Genomic DNA, 14359 nt, shown 5'->3' with positions numbered 1-14359 from the left:
CGTCACCATCCCCTCGATCGCCTCACCCGACGTCACCGACGCCATCACGTCATACGTCGCCGGATCGAACAACCCCACCTGACGCACCTCGTCGATCGTACGGATCCCCGGAATGAAATCCGACTTGTCCGCCACCAGACCCAGCACCCGCACCCCCGGATCATGCTCCCGCAACACCCGCGCCACCCCCGTCGACGAACCCGCCGTCCCCACACACGCCACGAACCAGTCCGGCACCCGCCCCTCCAGATCCTTCACGATCTCCGGACCCGTCCCCTCCGCATGCGCCCGCACATTCAACGGATTGAAATACTGATCCGTGTGCAGATGCCCCCCACCCGGCTCCGACAACGCCTGATGGAACCGGGTCAGCGGATCGTCCGTGTCCGCCGGATCCAGACACTCGCTCCGCCCCGGCAACTCCTCGATCTCCGCCCCCAGCAGCAGCAACAACTCCTTGATCTCCGGCACCCGCATCCGGTTCGTCACACTCTTGAACCGCAACCCGTACAACCCCGCCAGCAACGCCAGCGCCTTCGCCGTATTACCACTGGACAGCTCCACCACCGTCCCCCCGCCCCCACCGGCCACCGCCGCCTCCAGATGCGGACGCGCCATGTGCCACGCCGGACGGTCCTTCACCGACCCGAACGGATTGAGCATCTCCAGCTTCGCGAACAAGTCGACATGACGCAGCCCGTGCACAGCCGGATCGATCCGCACCAACGGCGTGTTCCCGATCGCCTCCGTGATGCTGTCGTACCTCATGACGGGACCCCCCGCTGCGACGATGGCTCGGGAGTAGTCGTTTCCACGTACACGTGGCGCTAAGCCTCGTCCCGTCCCGGGCACCGGCCGCTCTGCCGTGCCGGAGGGGTGCAGAAGCCCGCCGCCGTCACCCCCGGCGCCGTTCCCCTCCCCCCGCTCGCCCAGCGGTGGCTCGGCCTCTGTTTCCCGCACTGGGCGCTCGCGCCGGAGGTGGTGGCGCCGCTGCTGCCGCGCGGGACGGTTCCCGACCCCCACGACGGGGTCACCTACGCCGGTCCCGTGGCCTGCCGTACGCACCGGGTCGGCTGGCTCGGGCTGCCCGGCGTGCCGTATCCGGGTTCGTTCCCGGAGACGAACGTACGTCTGTACTCGGTCGACGCGCACGGCCGGCTCGGAGTGGTGTTCCCGTCGATGGACGCCGCGCGGCCGCTGCCCGTGGTGACGGGCCGGGCCGGCTTCCGGCTGCCGTACCTGTGGTCCCGGACGAGGGTCCGCCCCACCGGTGACGTCGTCACCTACACCAGCGCCCGCCGCCGGCCGGGGCCGCGCGGCGCGTTCAGCCGCATCGCCGTGCGAAGGGGCGAGCGCGTCGAGGAACCCACGGAGTCGGAGCACTTCCTCACCGCCCGCTGGGGCATGCACAACGCGTTCTTCGGCGGGGCGGCGTATCTGCCCGGCGTCCACCCCCGGTGGCCCCTGAACCGGGCCGAGTCGCTCAGCCGCGAGGAGAACCTGCCGGCCGCGGGCGGCCTGCCGGCGCCCCAGGGCCCGCCGGTGAGTGTGCTGTACTCCCCCGGCGTGCCGGTCCGCTTCGGCCGGCCGGCGCGGTCGGCGGGCGTCCCCACGCCCTGAGGGGTGCCGGTGGTGTCCCGGGGCCGGCCGCGGACGGCCGCCGCCGGGGCCGCCGCTTCCTCCCGGCCGGTGCCCCGGTCACCGCTCGCCGCGCGGGGCGTCGGTGAGCCGTACCGTGGCCTTCACCCTCTTGCCCACCGCTTCCCGGTACACCTCGAAGTCCTGGCAGACGGCCATGACGATCTCCAGTCCGTGCTGGCCGACCCGGGCCGGGTCGGCGGCCCGGGCCACCGGCAGGCCCGGATCGTTGTCCTGGACCGTGATCTCCACCAGGTCGCCCACCAGTTCGAGGCCGAGCAGGGCCGGGCCGGACGTGTGCTTGCAGGCGTTCGTCAGCAGCTCGCTGACCACCAGCTGCACCGCTTGCGCGGCACGGTCGGGCACCCGGTACCCGTGGTCCTCCTCCAGCCGGGCCAGAAAGGCACGTGCCGTCTCCCGCGCCCGCGCGATGTCGCCCGGCACTCCCTGGTACGCCGCCGACATCCAGGCCAGTCCGTCCTGGAGCCGGTCGCCTTTCTGGGCGACCCCGTCCTGGGCAGCCTTGTTCATCCGATCCGCCCGCTTCCTGAGCTCTGACCGCTACGGCAGCCGTCTACCCAGAAAAGGCCGGAACCATCAGACCCGGACCGCCCCCGGTCACCCCCGCGCGGGAACGGGACCCTTCACGCGGCGGTCAGGAGGCCGCGCGGGCGGACGGCCGGGGACGGGCCGCGCGGGCGAGGTTGTTGTAGACGCGTCTCAGATGCTTGGCCGCGGGGCAGGGCGCCGCGTCCGCGCGGCACTGGCGGCAGGCGCGCCGGTGCGACTCGTACTCCTCACGCGCCTGTTCGAGAGGCTGGTTCAAGGACTGCATGCGGGACTCCTGGGGAGAAGGGAGACACCGCGGACCACACACGACGGGACCTCGGGGGCCGCGGCAAGGGGTGACGGCCTCGGAAGTTGCCTGAGGCTCTCACCTCGAATGATGATCTCGTTACTGCTGGTACGGCAAGGCGCCGCCGATCACATGGCGGTCACGACGCCGCCGGCGGTGGCGCCTGCCCCGGTGCCGGTTCGTTTCCCGAGGTCCGGCGCGGGAACCCGGGGTTCCGCGAACAGGAAGGAGCCGTACCGTGAATCAGCCGCAGAACCCCGTCCAGCGGCATCCGCAGCCCGAGTTCCCCGCCCAGGACCAGCCCCATCCCGGCTGGACCGGCCCCATGGACCCGCCGCCGGACCACGGTGAGGAGTCCTACCGGGGCAGCGGACGGCTCGACGGCCGCAAGGCCGTGATCACCGGAGGGGACTCGGGGATCGGCCGGGCGGTGGCGCTGGCCTTCGCCCGCGAGGGGGCCGACGTGCTCTTCACCCACCTGGACGAGGAGAAGGACGACGCCGCGGAGACCGTCCGGTGGGTCGAGGACGCCGGGCGCCGCGCGATCCCCGTCTCCTGCGACATCCGCGAGGAGGCCGAGTGCCGGTCCGTCGTGGAACGTGCCGTCGACGCGTTCGGCCGCATCGACATCCTGGTGAACAACGCGGCGTACCAGATGGCGCGGCCCGAGGGCATCGAGACGATCCCGACCGAGCAGTTCGACCGGGTGATGCGCACCAACCTCTACGGGATGTTCTGGCTGACGAAGTTCGCGCTGCCGCACATCCCCGAGGGCGGCAGCATCATCAACTCCGCGTCCGTGCAGGCGTACAAGCCCAGTCCCCACCTGCTCGACTACGCGATGACGAAGGGGGCCATCGTCACCTTCACCCAGGGGCTGGCCCAGATGGTGATCGACCGGGGCGTACGGGTCAACGCCGTCGCGCCGGGGCCGGTGTGGACCCCGCTGATCCCCGCGACGCTGCCGGACACCGCCGAGTTCGGCAAGCAGGCCCCCATCGGCAGGCCGGCCCAGCCGGCCGAGATGGCGCCCGCCTACGTCTTCCTGGCCTCGCCGGAGGCGTCGTACATCACCGCCGAGATCGTGAACGCGACCGGCGGCACGCCGCTGCCGTGACCGGTGCGGGCGCCCGCCGGGCGGGCGCCCGCGGAGCCGGGCCGCGCCGGGTCCGTCCGGGCAAAGCGGTGCGGGGACCGTGGCCGCGCTCCGTACGAGGGTCCCGCCCCGGCGTACGTCACTGTCGCACGCCGGGGCGGGGCCCCTCCTTCCCCCGCCGCGGCCCCGCCCCGGCGACGAGGTGGTCCGGTACGGCCTCGGGGTCGATCAGCCGGTTGAGCCGGCCGGGGACGTCGAAGCCGATCAGCAGGATCACCACCAGGGTCAGTCCGAAGGTGAGCACCGCGAGCGACTGGCCCAGAGGCATCCCGGAGGCGAGGCGGGCGCCCAGCACCGGGGCCACCGCACCGCCCAGCGCGCCCACGTTGTAGGTGAACCCCAGCGACGCGGCGCGCGTCTCGGTCGGGAAGTGCCCGGCGATGTACTTGGGCAGCAGCCCGGAGATGCCCTGCATGCAGGCGAGCATCAGGAAGAGCAGCAGCCCCAGGACGACCGGGCTGTCCCGGACCGCGAAGACGGGGAAGACGAACGCCGTCCCGGCCAGCAGGGTCCAGCCGTACGTCCTGCGGGTGCCGAACCGGTCGCCGAGGAATCCGGCGGCGACGCAGCCGGCCATGGTGCCGAACCCGGCGAAGTAGAGCGCGTCGCTGACCTGTTGCGGGGTGAAGCCCAGCTCGGTCTTGAGGTAGGTGGGCAGCAGGGCCTGCACCGGCCAGCTGTAGAGGAACGCGCAGAACACGGTGGCGCACAGCGCGACCAGCAGCAGCCACCGGCGCCGTCCGCCCAGTTGTACGGCGAACGCGGTCAGACAGCCCGCGGCCATGACCGACAGCACCGGCACCAGGCCCGTGCCGGCCGGGGTGAACACCGCGAAGAGCGACGCCGTGGCGACGGCCACCAGGGCGGCGTTGACCGCGGCGCGGCGCCGTCCGGTGAACAACGGCCGGAAGGGGCTCGGCCGCTCGGCGGCGGCGCCCACCCGCTCCTCCCAGTCGTCGGCCTCGGGCAGGGCGCGGCGCACCCACAGGGCGACGGCCACGGGCAGCAGGCCGATGTAGAACAGCCAGCGCCAGCCGTGGGCGGGCACCACGTGCTCGTAGACCTCGGCCGCCAGGACCCCGCCCAGCGAGAAACCCGAGATCAGGAAGCCCGAGGCCCGGTTGCGCAGCCGGGCCGGCCAGCTCTCCAGGACGTAGGTGGCGCTGGCGCTGTACTCCCCCGCCATGCCCATGCCGATCAGCAGCCGGGCGGTGAACAGACTGGTGTAGTCCCAGGCGAAGCCGCACGCGAAGGTGCCGACGGAGTACAGCAGGATGCTGGCCACCATGGCGCTCTTGCGGCCGAACCGGTCGCCGAGGGCGCCGAGCACCGCGCCGCCGAGCCAGCGGGTGATGAAGGCGCCGGAGACCAGGCTCGCGGACTCCACGGCGCTCAGGCCGAAGTCGTCGGCTATCTCGGTCAGGACCAGGGTGATCAGGATGAAGTCGAAGCCGTCCAGGAGGTACCCGATCCAGGCGGCGAAGAAGGACTTCCACTTCTCCCGGGTGATCTCCCGGTACCAGGGAGCGGAAGCGGCGGGGGTGCGCGCGGACGGCATGGCGGCTCCGATGCGGGTCGGCGTCACAGGAGACCGGCGGCGACGAGGCAGGCGCGGACGCGGTCCACGGCCGGCCCGTCGAGCGGGACCTGCGGTGCGGCGGTGGCGGGGCAGTCGATGAGGCCGAGCAGGTGCGCCGCGGCCTTGAAGCCGCCGAGCGCGGAGGAACCGGCGCCCATCCGGGCCGGGTCGCCCGCCTCGGTGAGCGCGAAGAGGGCGGCCAGCCGGTCCTGTTCGGCCCTGGCCCGGTCCCAGTCCCCGGCGGTGGCGGCCTCGTGGAGGCGTACGTAGCCGTGGGCGTCCACGTTGCCGAGGCCCGGCACGACGCCGTCGGCGCCCGCCAGCAGGGCGCCGTCCACGGTGAGTTCCGAACCGGTGAGCACGGAGAAGCCGGGCGTGCGGCGGCGTGGGTCGAGAAGCAGCCGGCGCAGTGAGCCCTCGTCGCCGCTGGAGTCCTTGAGTCCGGCCAGGGTGCCGTCGGCGGCGAGGCCGAGCAGCACCTCGCGGGGCAGCTTGGTGTGGACGGCGACCGGGATGTCGTAGGCGAACAGCGGCCGGTCGGCGGCGGCGCGGACGCGCCGGAAGTGGCCGGCGATCTCGACGGGATGGGTGCGGGCGTAGAAGGGGGCCGTGGCGACCAGCGCGTCGGCGCCCGCCCGGACGGCGTCGGCGGCCCGCTCCAGCACCCGGGGCGTGGTCGTCTCGATGACCCCGGCGAGCACGGGGACACGTCCCGCCACGGCGTCCACGCCCGTCTCCAGGACGGTGCGCCGCTGGGCGTCGGTGAGGCAGGCCGCCTCACCGCTGGAACCGAGCAGGAACACGCCGTGTACACCGACTCCGATCAGGTGACCGACGAGCCGGCGCAGCGAGGCGGTGTCCACCTCCCCCGCCGGGGTCAGCGGGGTGAGGACCGGAGGGATGACGCCTCGCAGGGACGCGGGAAGAGGCATGGGTGCTCCAGGTCTTGCATATCCCCATCAAAGGGACATAGGACGTCCTATGTCCCGTAGAGTCAGACACGGTCCAGCAGCGCTGTCAAGCGTGGAGAGGGGGCGGCGGATGCCGTCGGTCGCCGCCGGCGCCGAGGAGAAGATCAAGGAGCTGATCGTGGAGCGGGGCCTGGGCCCGGGCGATCCGCTCCCCACCGAGCCCGAGCTGATGGAACGGTTCGGGATCAGCCGCAACTCCCTGCGCGAGGCGCTGAAGTCCCTCCAGGCGATGCGCATCGTCGAGATCCGGCGCGGCTTCGGCACCTATGTCGGGCCCATGTCGCTGGACCCCCTGATCGAGGCGCTGGCGTTCCGCACGGTGGTGGGGCACCGGCGCGGCCGGGGCAGTCTCCTCGAACTGCTGCAGCTGCGCGAGGCCCTGGAGGCCGGGCTGATGTACCGGCTCGCGGGCCGGGTGCCCGAGGCGGACCTCGCCGAGCTGGACGCGCTGGTGGCGACGATGCGCGCGGAGGTGCGCGACGCCGGGGAGATCGCGGCCCGCACCGACCGCGCCTTCCACCGCGTCCTGCACCGGTGCCTCGGCAACGAGCTGCTCAGCGAGCTGCTCGACGCGTTCTGGAGCGCCTTCCACCGGGTGCGCGCCCAGGGCCTGGGCACGGCCGCCGACGGCGTCGAACCGGCCCGGATGCACGCCCGGATCGTCGACGCCGTCCGGGCGGGCGACGCGGAGGCCGCGGAGCGGGCCGTGCACCGCCATTTCGACGACATCCGCCGCCGCCTGTCGCCCCGCTGAACGCGTCCCGCCCGCGTCTCACCCCCACGCACGCACCCCTGCGGGTCACCCCGCCGTGAGGGCCAGCTCCCGTTCCACGACCGTCCGCAGGTCGTGCGGAGGCCGGCCGGTGACGCGGTGGACGGTGTCCGTGACGCGGTCCTCGGCGCCCTCGGCGATCGCCCGGTCCATGCCGGCCAGCAGGGCGGCGAACGCCGGTGTGGTGAGCGGCGCCAGGCGGTCCCGCTGCTCCTCGTAGGTCAGCCGGCGGTGGGTCACGGGGCGGCCGGTGACCTCGGTGAGGACGGCGGCGACCTCGTCGTGGCTGAGCGCCCGCGGGCCGGTGAGCACCAGATCGGTGCCGGGGACGCGCTCGTCGGTCAGGGCGTGGACGGCCACGGCGGCGATGTCGTCGGCGTCGACGAACCCGACGCGGCCCGACCCGGCGGCGGTCAGGATGGTGCCGTCGGCCCGGATACCGGCGGCGTGGGCGTGGTCTCCGGTGAAGTTCTGCATGAACCAGGAGGGCCGCAGCACCGCCCACTGCCCGATCAGCCCGGGCAGCGCCCGGTGCACCTTCCCCACCGCGGGACCGCCCGCCTCGACGGCCGAGGAACTGAGCAGCACCGCGCGGCGCACACCGGCGGCGCGGGCCCGCTCCAGGAACGGCAGCATGACCGCGGCCGGGTCCGGATCGCCCACCGGCGGCACGAGGTAGACCCGGTCGGTGCCCGTGACCGCCGCGTCGTGGGTGGCGGCGTCGTACCAGTCGAAGCGGACCGGGTCCGCGCCCGGCACCGGGGCGGCGCGGCGGCTCGCGGCCCGCACCCGGTGCCCGCCGGCGACGAGCCGCGCGGCGACGCGGCTTCCGGTGGTGCCGGTGGCGCCGATGACGAGCGTGGTTCCGGTGGCGTTCATCGGGCGGCCCCGGCGAAGTCCATGCCCGGCTGCTGGACGGCGAGCGGGTTCCAGTAGTCGCGGTACGTGACGATCCGCCCGTCGCGGACCGTCACGACGACGATGTACGTCATCTCGAACGGGGCGCCGGTCCGCACGATGCGGCCCACCCCGCGCATCTCGACCACGATCGTGTCCGGTTCGGCGGTCCGGTGGACGCGCACGTCGGGGAAGTCGCGCAGGTCGATGTGGTCGGGGTAATGGCGCATGTAGGCGGCCACGGCCGCCTTGCCCTCCAGTCGGCGGGGCCAGCCCTCGGGCGCGAACGGGAACTCCGCGACGCCGTCCTCGGCCCACAGGCCGGTCCAGCCGGCGATGTCCTTGTCCAGCAGCAGCCGCAGGCTGTGCCGGTAGAGGTCGGCGGGTGACATGGGTGCCGACGTGGATGCTGACATGGGTGTGCTCTGCTCCGTCCCTTAGGATAAGAATGCGGACCCGAGGTCCGCTTTGAATATACGGACCACAGGTCCGCTTTTCAAGGAGGAGCCGTGGCAGAGCGCAGACCCCGCAAGGACGCGGAACGCAACCGCGCCGCCGTCCTGGCCGCCGCCGACGAGCTGTTCGCCCGCTGCGCCCGCCCGGAGGACGTCACCATGGCCGACGTCGCGGCGGCGGCCGGGGTCGGCAAGGGCACTCTCTTCCGCGCCTACGGCGACCGGACGGGACTGATCCGCGCCCTGTACGCGACGCGGCTCGAACCCGTCGCGCGGGCCGTCGAGGAGGGTCCGCCGCCGCTGGGCCCCGCCACCGACCCGCGGCTGCGCGTCTTCGCCCTGCTGGACGCGCTGCTGTGCTTCAAGCTCGACCACCGCCACCTCGCCCTGGCCCTGGAGGGCGACGGCGGCGACAGCCCCTACCGGGCGGAGCACTACGGGTACTGGCACAGCCTGCTGAAGACCGTGCTGGACCAGGTGCCCGGCTTCGACGGTGACGGTTTCACCGCCCACGCGCTGCTCGCCACCGTCCGCGCGGACCTCGTGGAACACCTGGCGGACGACGGGGCGGCCCCGCGCGAGGAACTGCGCGCGCAGCTGGCGCGGTACGTCGCACGCGTCCTCGGTTCCGCCGTCCCGACAGGCGGTCAGGGCGGGGCGGAGCGGTGAACCGGCAGGCCCGCCCGCACCGCTGGACCGCGGGGCGGACGGGCCTGCCGGGCCGGTGTTCAGTCGCGGTCGACGTGCTCGCGCAGGATCTCGCCGTTGCCCGCGTCGACGTCGTAGGTCGTCTTGTTCCAGTCGTCGGTGGTGACGACGTCGACGGACCAGATCAGCTTCTGGTCGTCGTTCTCGTCGAGCTTGACGGCGGTGACCGTGCCGTCGGTCTTGTCGGTGGCCACCTTCGCGGCCTCCTCCGCGGTCTGGCCGACCCGGTCCAGCCGGTCGGCGATCTCGCTCTTGTCGTCCGCGCTCTGGTCGGCGTCGGCCTGGGAGCGGAACACCTTGCCGGTGACGGCGTCGATGTCGACCTCGCGGACGGCGCCGTCGGAGGCGGCCACCTTGGCGGCCCAGGCCGGGGCACCCTCCGAGGGGGCGGGGGCGGGGCTGGCCGTCGTACCGGGCGAGGCGGAGGTGGCCGACGGGCTCTCGCCCGAGGCGCTGTCCAGTTCGATCTCGGTGAGCTTGCCGTCGGACACCTCCTTGACGGCGGTGTCGGCCGCCTGGTCCCAGGCCACCTTGACCTGAGGCACCAGGGCCTCGCGTTCGGCCCGGTCCTCGGTGAGGGACGTCGAGGTGGCGGACGGGCCGGTCCGGTAGCCCGACGGCGAGGTCGTGACACCGGGACTGCCGGTGCCGGCGGACGGGCTGGTCGGGGCCGCGGCGGCCACGTCGGCACGCGTCGTTTCCGCGCCGGCGCAGGCGGTCAGCAGCAGGGCGGACGTTCCCAGGGCACAGAACGCGGCCGCCGTACGGGGGGAGAGAAGACGTCGTACAGAACTCATGTGATTTTCGGTATCACCGGCGGCACCCCGTCACGCCGAAGGGCACCGGAAACCACCTCAATGGCGGACGGCGTCCCCCTGCCGGGACGTCTATCCGGCCCAGGAGCAGGACCAGGCGGACTTCCCCTGCAGGTCGACCAGCCGCTCGGCCACGGCGATCTGCTCGGACCGGCTGGCGAGGTCGGCGCGGGGCGCGTACCTGAGCCCGCCGGCCGCCACCCAGCTGGACTGCTTGAACTGCAGCCCGCCGTAGTGGCCGTTGCCGGTGTTGGCCTTCCAGTCGCCGCCGGACTCGCACGCCGCGATGGCGTCCCAGTCGGTGCCGGAGGCGCCGGCCACGGCCGTCGCGGCGGCCGTCGGGGCGGCCAGCACGGCGGCCGTCGTCAGCGCGACCAGAACCCACCGGACACCGCGCGGGGCGACGGGACCGTGTGTCATCTCACCGTTCCGTGACAACATCATGGACGGACTGTTACACGATGTGACCGCCGAGTGTGGGACGACACTCGCAGACCGTACGCCGGCCGGGGCGCTGGAACGCCGACTCGGGGGAACCCTGATGCGCATGAGCAAGACAGCGCTGGTCGTCATCGACATGATCAACACCTACGACCACAAGGACGCCGAGCAGCTGATCCCCTCGGCCGCCTCCGTGGTGCCCGTCGTGACCGGTCTGCTCCGGCGGGCCCGGGCCGCGGACGCGCCCGTGATCTACGTCAACGACAATTTCGGCGAGTGGCGGTCGCACCACGGCGAACTCCTCGACAAGGCCCTCGCCGGACCCCATTCCGACCTCGTGGAACCACTGCGCCCCGACGAGGCGTCCCTCTTCGTGGTCAAGGCCCGGCACTCGATCTTCTTCGAGACCCCGCTGACCTACCTGGTGCGGCAACTGGGCATCGGGGAGCTGGTCCTGTGCGGCCAGGTCACCGAGCAGTGCGTCCTCTACTCCGCCCTCGACGCGCACATCCGCCACCTGGACGTCGTCGTCCCCCGCGACGCCGTCGCCCACATCCACCAGGACCTCGCGGACGCCGCCCTGCGGATGATGGAGCGCAACATGGGGGCGCGGGTGTGCGACAGCCGGGAGCTGTGGGCGTAGGAGGCCGCCGGTCTCCGGACGGTTCGGCCGGCGCCGGAACACCGGCCGGTTAGCGTACCCGCCATGCACATGGTCCCGGACGCCACCGCGGCCGCCGTATGACGCCGGTCGAGATGGTCGCCGTACTCGCCTCCGGGGTGCTGGCGGGCGCCCTGAACGCCGTCGTCGGCTCCGGTACGCTCGTCACCTTCCCCGCCCTGCTCGCCGTCGGCCTGCCGCCGGTCACCGCCACCGTCTCCAACGCGCTGGGGCTGGTCCCCGGCTCGGTCGCCGCCTGCGTCGGCTACCGCCGCGAGCTGAGTGGGCAACGCGGACGCGTCGTACGGCTGCTGGCCGCCGCCCTGCCGGGCGGTCTGGCCGGCGCCACGCTGCTGCTGGCCCTGCCGTCGTCGGCGTTCGACGCGATCGTGCCGGTCCTGGTGGGCGTGGCGCTGCTGCTGGTCGCGCTGCAGCCGCTGACCGGGAAGTGGGTGCGGGGGCGGGCCGGGGACGGTGGTGCCGCCCGCCGCGACGGCGGGCCCGCGCTGTACGGCGGCCTGGCGCTGACCAGCGTCTACGGCGGCTACTTCTCCGCCGCGCAGGGCACCCTCTACCTGTCGCTGATGGGCCTGTGCCTCGACGAGCGGCTGCAGCGCCTCAACGCCTTCAAGAACGTGCTGGTGGCCGGCGTCAACACCGTCGCCGCGCTGTTCTTCCTGTTCGCCGCGGAGTTCGACTGGACGGCGGTCGGGCTGGTCGCACTGGGCTCCGCGGCCGGCGGGCGGTTCGGCGCGGGGGTGGGGCACCGGCTGCGCCCCGGCGTCCTGCGCGCCGTGATCCTGGTATGGGGCGCCGTCGCCCTGGCTTCCCTGCTGCTGCGCTGACCGCTGTGCCACCCGGGGCGTCCGGCAGGACTCGCACCCGCGTCTTCGCGCGGGGAGCGGGGCGTCCTGGCCCCGGAGCACCGGCGCGGGGAGCGGGGCGTCCTGGCCCCGGAGCACCGGCGCGCGGAACGGACGCCCGGCGGTGCGGCGTCCGCTCCGAAACCGGCACCGGCCCGGCTCGGAAGACCCCGCGCTCCCGCGGCCACCGGCACCTCTTTAGCGTGGACGCATGCACGATGAAACGATCGCCGAGAACCCGGCCGCCGGCCGACTGCTGCGCGAACTGCCGGCCGAACGGGTGCTGACCGACCCGGACGCCACCGCCCGGTACGCCCACGACGAGGCCGAATGGGCACCGTACGGCAGGCCGCTGGCCGTGGTCCGCCCGCACACCGCCGAGGAGGTGCGGCAGGCGGTCCGGATCTGCCGGGACCACGGGGTGCCGGTGGTGACCCGCGGCGCGGGCACCGGCCTGTCGGGCGGCGCCAACGCGGTCGACGGGTGTGTGGTGCTGACCACCGAGGCGATGACCGCCATCAAGGAACTCGATCCCGTCGAGCGCCTCGCCGTGGTCGAGCCCGGCGTCGTCAACGACACCCTGCGCGCGGCCTGCGCCGAACAGGGCCTGTGGTACCCGCCGGACCCGGCCAGCGCCCCCTGGTCGACCATCGGCGGCAACGTCGCCACCAACGCGGGCGGCCTGTGCTGTGTGAAGTACGGGGTGACCCGGGACTACGTGCTCGGGCTGCAGTTCGTCACGGCCGGCGGCGACCTGGTCCGGGTCGGCCGCCGCACCGCCAAGGGCGTCGCCGGGTACGACCTGACCGGCCTGCTGGTGGGCTCCGAGGGAACCCTCGGGGTGATCACCGAGGTGACCGTGCGGCTGCGTCCGCGGCGTGAGCCCGAGCACACCGTCGCCGGCTACTTCTCCTCGCTCGTGGACGCCGGGCGGGCCGTCGCCGCCGTGGCCGCCGCGGGGCTGACCCCGTCCGCCCTGGAGCTGGTCGACCGGCACTGCCTGGCGGCGGTCGACGCCTGGAAGCACATGGGGCTGTCCACGGAGGCCGAGGTCGTGCTGCTGGGCCGTACCGACGCCCCGGGCCCGGCCGGTGAGCGGGAGGCCGAGGAGATGCGGCGCTGCTTCGAGCAGGGCGGGGCGACCTACGCGGTCCGCTCCACCGACCAGACCGAGGCGGACGCCCTGTTCGACGCCCGCCGGTTGGCCTACCCGGCACTGGAACGGCTCGGGCCGGTGCTCACCGAGGACATCTGCGTGCCCAGGGCCGCGGTGCCCGAGATGCTGGGCCGCGTCCACGCCATCGCCGAGCGGCACGACACCCTGATCGCCAACATCGCCCACGCCGGCGACGGCAATCTGCACCCCCTGCTGATCACTCCGCCCGGCGACGAGGCGGCCCGGGCGCGGGCCCAGGCCGCCTTCCACGAGATCATCGCGCAGGCCCTGGAACTGGGCGGCACGGTCACCGGCGAACACGGTGTGGGACTGCTCAAACGGGAGGGACTGAGCGCCGAGCTGGGACCGGAGGTGCTGGACCTGAACCGGGCCGTCAAGGACGCGTTCGACCCGCAGCACCTGTTCAACCCCGGCAAGGTGGTGGCGTACGCCACCTGAGGGGCGCAGGTGGCGGCGCGGCCGTCCCTTGCCGCGCCGCCACACCCCTGCACCTTCCCGCGGGATGCGGGTGCCCACCGCGCCCTGGGGCACACCCCTCTTCCCGGACGGTTCGGTCAGATGGCGGAACGGAAGGTCCAGCGCCCGGAGCCGACCTCGTACACCGCCTCCCCGTCCCCGGCCCGCAGCAGCCGCGCCCCCTCCGGGGCGGCGGGCCGGGTGCCGTCCGTCGGGACGTGCACCTCGGCCGTGCTGCCCGCCGGGACGTCGACGCTCAGCCGAACGTGCCCGTCCCGCCGCTGCCAGGAGGTGCGGGCGGTGCCGTAGGGGGTCCGGTAGGAGCCGGACGCCGAGGTCAGGTCGCCCGCCACGGCCGGGTCGACCAGCAGCTCGGAGTAGCCGACGGAGTCCGCGGTCTGGTCGATGCCCGCGACCCGGGTGGTGAACCAGGAGTCGATCGCGCCGAGCATGAAGTGGTTCTGCGACTGGCCGGGGCCGCCGTCCCAGGACTCGCCGAGCGTGGTGTTGCCGGCCAGCACCTGGTAGCCGTAGCTGGGGCTGGTGGTCCGCGTGGCGATCTCGTGCACGATGTCGTCGCGCCCGGCGCGTCGACCTCGCCCTGCCGGCCGGTGCCGGTGAACTGTTCGGCGGCGCGCTGCGGCTGGAGCAGGGCGGTGCGCGCGGCGGAGGTGCCGCGGCCGGCCTCCATGACCCGGCCGATCCACTCGGCGAGCGGCTTCATGCCCCACCACCAGGGGGCGCGCGGCCCGAACGGCGGCGGGAAGTAGACGGTCTTCTCGTCGGTCCACAGGGCGTGCAGCACCGTCAGGTTGACGCCGCGCGCGGCCTGCGCGCCGACGGTGGCGTGCACGAAGCCCGGCGTCACCTGCCAGCCCATGTTGCCGAACATCTCCATCAACGCCCGTTCGCGG

At 73.5% G+C, this 14359-nt stretch carries 17 protein-coding genes and 1 pseudogene; 7 read left to right on the top strand and 11 right to left on the bottom strand.

Translation table 11 applies throughout. The features are described 5' to 3' along the window. The coding region (locus ACY1JF_RS26045; protein WP_462707684.1) for a pyridoxal-phosphate dependent enzyme at positions 1-768 on the bottom strand (768 nt) is incomplete at its 3' end. A 108-nt stretch (positions 769-876) separates the two neighbouring features. Here ACY1JF_RS26045 and ACY1JF_RS26040 point away from each other — a divergent pair. Continuing rightward, positions 877-1620, top strand: a complete 744-nt coding sequence (locus ACY1JF_RS26040) for a YqjF family protein (RefSeq protein ID WP_462707683.1) — start codon at positions 877-879, stop codon at positions 1618-1620. A 78-nt stretch (positions 1621-1698) separates the two neighbouring features. On the opposite strand, the gene ACY1JF_RS26035 is transcribed toward ACY1JF_RS26040, so the two are convergent. Both ACY1JF_RS26035 and ACY1JF_RS26030 read right to left on the bottom strand, forming a co-directional pair. Continuing rightward, complete coding sequence (locus ACY1JF_RS26035) at positions 1699-2169, bottom strand: ATP-binding protein (protein WP_462707682.1); 471 nt, start codon at positions 2167-2169, stop codon at positions 1699-1701. 124 nt (positions 2170-2293) lie between these two features. Then, positions 2294-2473, bottom strand: coding sequence for a hypothetical protein (locus tag ACY1JF_RS26030; RefSeq protein ID WP_462707681.1), 180 nt, complete (start codon positions 2471-2473; stop codon positions 2294-2296). A gap of 259 nt (positions 2474-2732) precedes the next feature. Here ACY1JF_RS26030 and ACY1JF_RS26025 point away from each other — a divergent pair, with 259 nt between their 5' ends. Further along, on the top strand, positions 2733-3611 hold the full coding sequence (locus ACY1JF_RS26025; RefSeq protein ID WP_462707680.1) for an SDR family oxidoreductase: 879 nt from the start codon (positions 2733-2735) through the stop codon (positions 3609-3611). Positions 3612-3729: 118 nt separating this feature from the next. Here the strand turns inward: ACY1JF_RS26025 and ACY1JF_RS26020 are convergent, their stop codons facing one another. After that, positions 3730-5208: a sialate:H+ symport family MFS transporter gene (locus tag ACY1JF_RS26020; RefSeq protein ID WP_462707679.1), complete on the bottom strand. Its 1479-nt coding sequence runs from the start codon at positions 5206-5208 to the stop codon at positions 3730-3732. 23 nt (positions 5209-5231) lie between these two features. Then, positions 5232-6161 (bottom strand): dihydrodipicolinate synthase family protein, encoded by a 930-nt coding sequence (locus tag ACY1JF_RS26015; RefSeq protein ID WP_462707678.1) that lies wholly within the window; start codon positions 6159-6161, stop codon positions 5232-5234. A 109-nt stretch (positions 6162-6270) separates the two neighbouring features. Between ACY1JF_RS26015 and ACY1JF_RS26010 the strand changes: the two genes are divergently transcribed. Beyond that, positions 6271-6954 carry a FadR/GntR family transcriptional regulator gene (locus ACY1JF_RS26010; RefSeq protein ID WP_462707677.1) on the top strand — a complete coding sequence of 228 codons (684 nt, stop codon included), beginning with the start codon at positions 6271-6273 and terminating at the stop codon, positions 6952-6954. 45 nt (positions 6955-6999) lie between these two features. Here ACY1JF_RS26010 and ACY1JF_RS26005 read toward each other — a convergent pair whose 3' ends face one another. Continuing rightward, a complete protein-coding gene (locus ACY1JF_RS26005) occupies positions 7000-7851 on the bottom strand; it encodes an NAD(P)H-binding protein (RefSeq protein ID WP_462707676.1) in 852 nt (283 codons plus the stop codon). Next, entirely contained in the window at positions 7848-8285 is a 438-nt protein-coding gene (locus ACY1JF_RS26000) for a nuclear transport factor 2 family protein (protein ID WP_462707675.1), read from the bottom strand. The genes ACY1JF_RS26005 and ACY1JF_RS26000 overlap by 4 nt, the downstream gene beginning before the upstream one ends. Before the next feature lie 93 nt (positions 8286-8378). Here ACY1JF_RS26000 and ACY1JF_RS25995 point away from each other — a divergent pair, with 93 nt between their 5' ends. Then, the gene (locus ACY1JF_RS25995; RefSeq protein ID WP_462707674.1) at positions 8379-8993 is read left to right on the top strand and encodes a TetR/AcrR family transcriptional regulator; all 615 of its coding nucleotides are present in this window, start codon (positions 8379-8381) and stop codon (positions 8991-8993) included. A gap of 59 nt (positions 8994-9052) precedes the next feature. Here ACY1JF_RS25995 and ACY1JF_RS25990 read toward each other — a convergent pair whose 3' ends face one another. After that, positions 9053-9829 carry a PepSY domain-containing protein gene (locus tag ACY1JF_RS25990; RefSeq protein ID WP_462707673.1) on the bottom strand — a complete coding sequence of 259 codons (777 nt, stop codon included), beginning with the start codon at positions 9827-9829 and terminating at the stop codon, positions 9053-9055. A gap of 90 nt (positions 9830-9919) precedes the next feature. Beyond that, positions 9920-10267, bottom strand: a complete 348-nt coding sequence (locus ACY1JF_RS25985; RefSeq protein WP_462707672.1) for a transglycosylase family protein — start codon at positions 10265-10267, stop codon at positions 9920-9922. Positions 10268-10394: 127 nt separating this feature from the next. On the opposite strand from ACY1JF_RS25985, the gene ACY1JF_RS25980 reads away from it, so the two are divergent. The 3 genes from ACY1JF_RS25980 to ACY1JF_RS25970 all read left to right on the top strand — a co-directional run bounded on the left by ACY1JF_RS25980 (position 10395) and on the right by ACY1JF_RS25970 (position 13427). Beyond that, on the top strand, positions 10395-10931 hold the full coding sequence (locus ACY1JF_RS25980; RefSeq protein WP_462707671.1) for a cysteine hydrolase family protein: 537 nt from the start codon (positions 10395-10397) through the stop codon (positions 10929-10931). Positions 10932-11029: 98 nt separating this feature from the next. Then, entirely contained in the window at positions 11030-11794 is a 765-nt protein-coding gene (locus ACY1JF_RS25975) for a sulfite exporter TauE/SafE family protein (RefSeq protein ID WP_462707670.1), read from the top strand. Between the two features lie 229 nt (positions 11795-12023). After that, the gene (locus ACY1JF_RS25970) at positions 12024-13427 is read left to right on the top strand and encodes an FAD-binding oxidoreductase (protein ID WP_462707669.1); all 1404 of its coding nucleotides are present in this window, start codon (positions 12024-12026) and stop codon (positions 13425-13427) included. Positions 13428-13543: 116 nt separating this feature from the next. On the opposite strand, the gene ACY1JF_RS25965 is transcribed toward ACY1JF_RS25970, so the two are convergent. Both ACY1JF_RS25965 and ACY1JF_RS25960 read right to left on the bottom strand, forming a co-directional pair. Beyond that, complete coding sequence (locus ACY1JF_RS25965) at positions 13544-13897, bottom strand: alpha-L-rhamnosidase C-terminal domain-containing protein (protein WP_462707686.1); 354 nt, start codon at positions 13895-13897, stop codon at positions 13544-13546. A gap of 21 nt (positions 13898-13918) precedes the next feature. Further along, positions 13919-14014, bottom strand: a pseudogene (locus ACY1JF_RS25960) (hypothetical protein); the annotation flags it as partial. Positions 14015-14359 lie beyond the last annotated feature (345 nt).

The organism is Streptomyces sp. SYSU D01066-1 (genome assembly GCF_054956795.1).
Note: the sequence above shows the minus strand (reverse complement) of the source record. Positions and strands in the feature narration are given on the sequence as shown.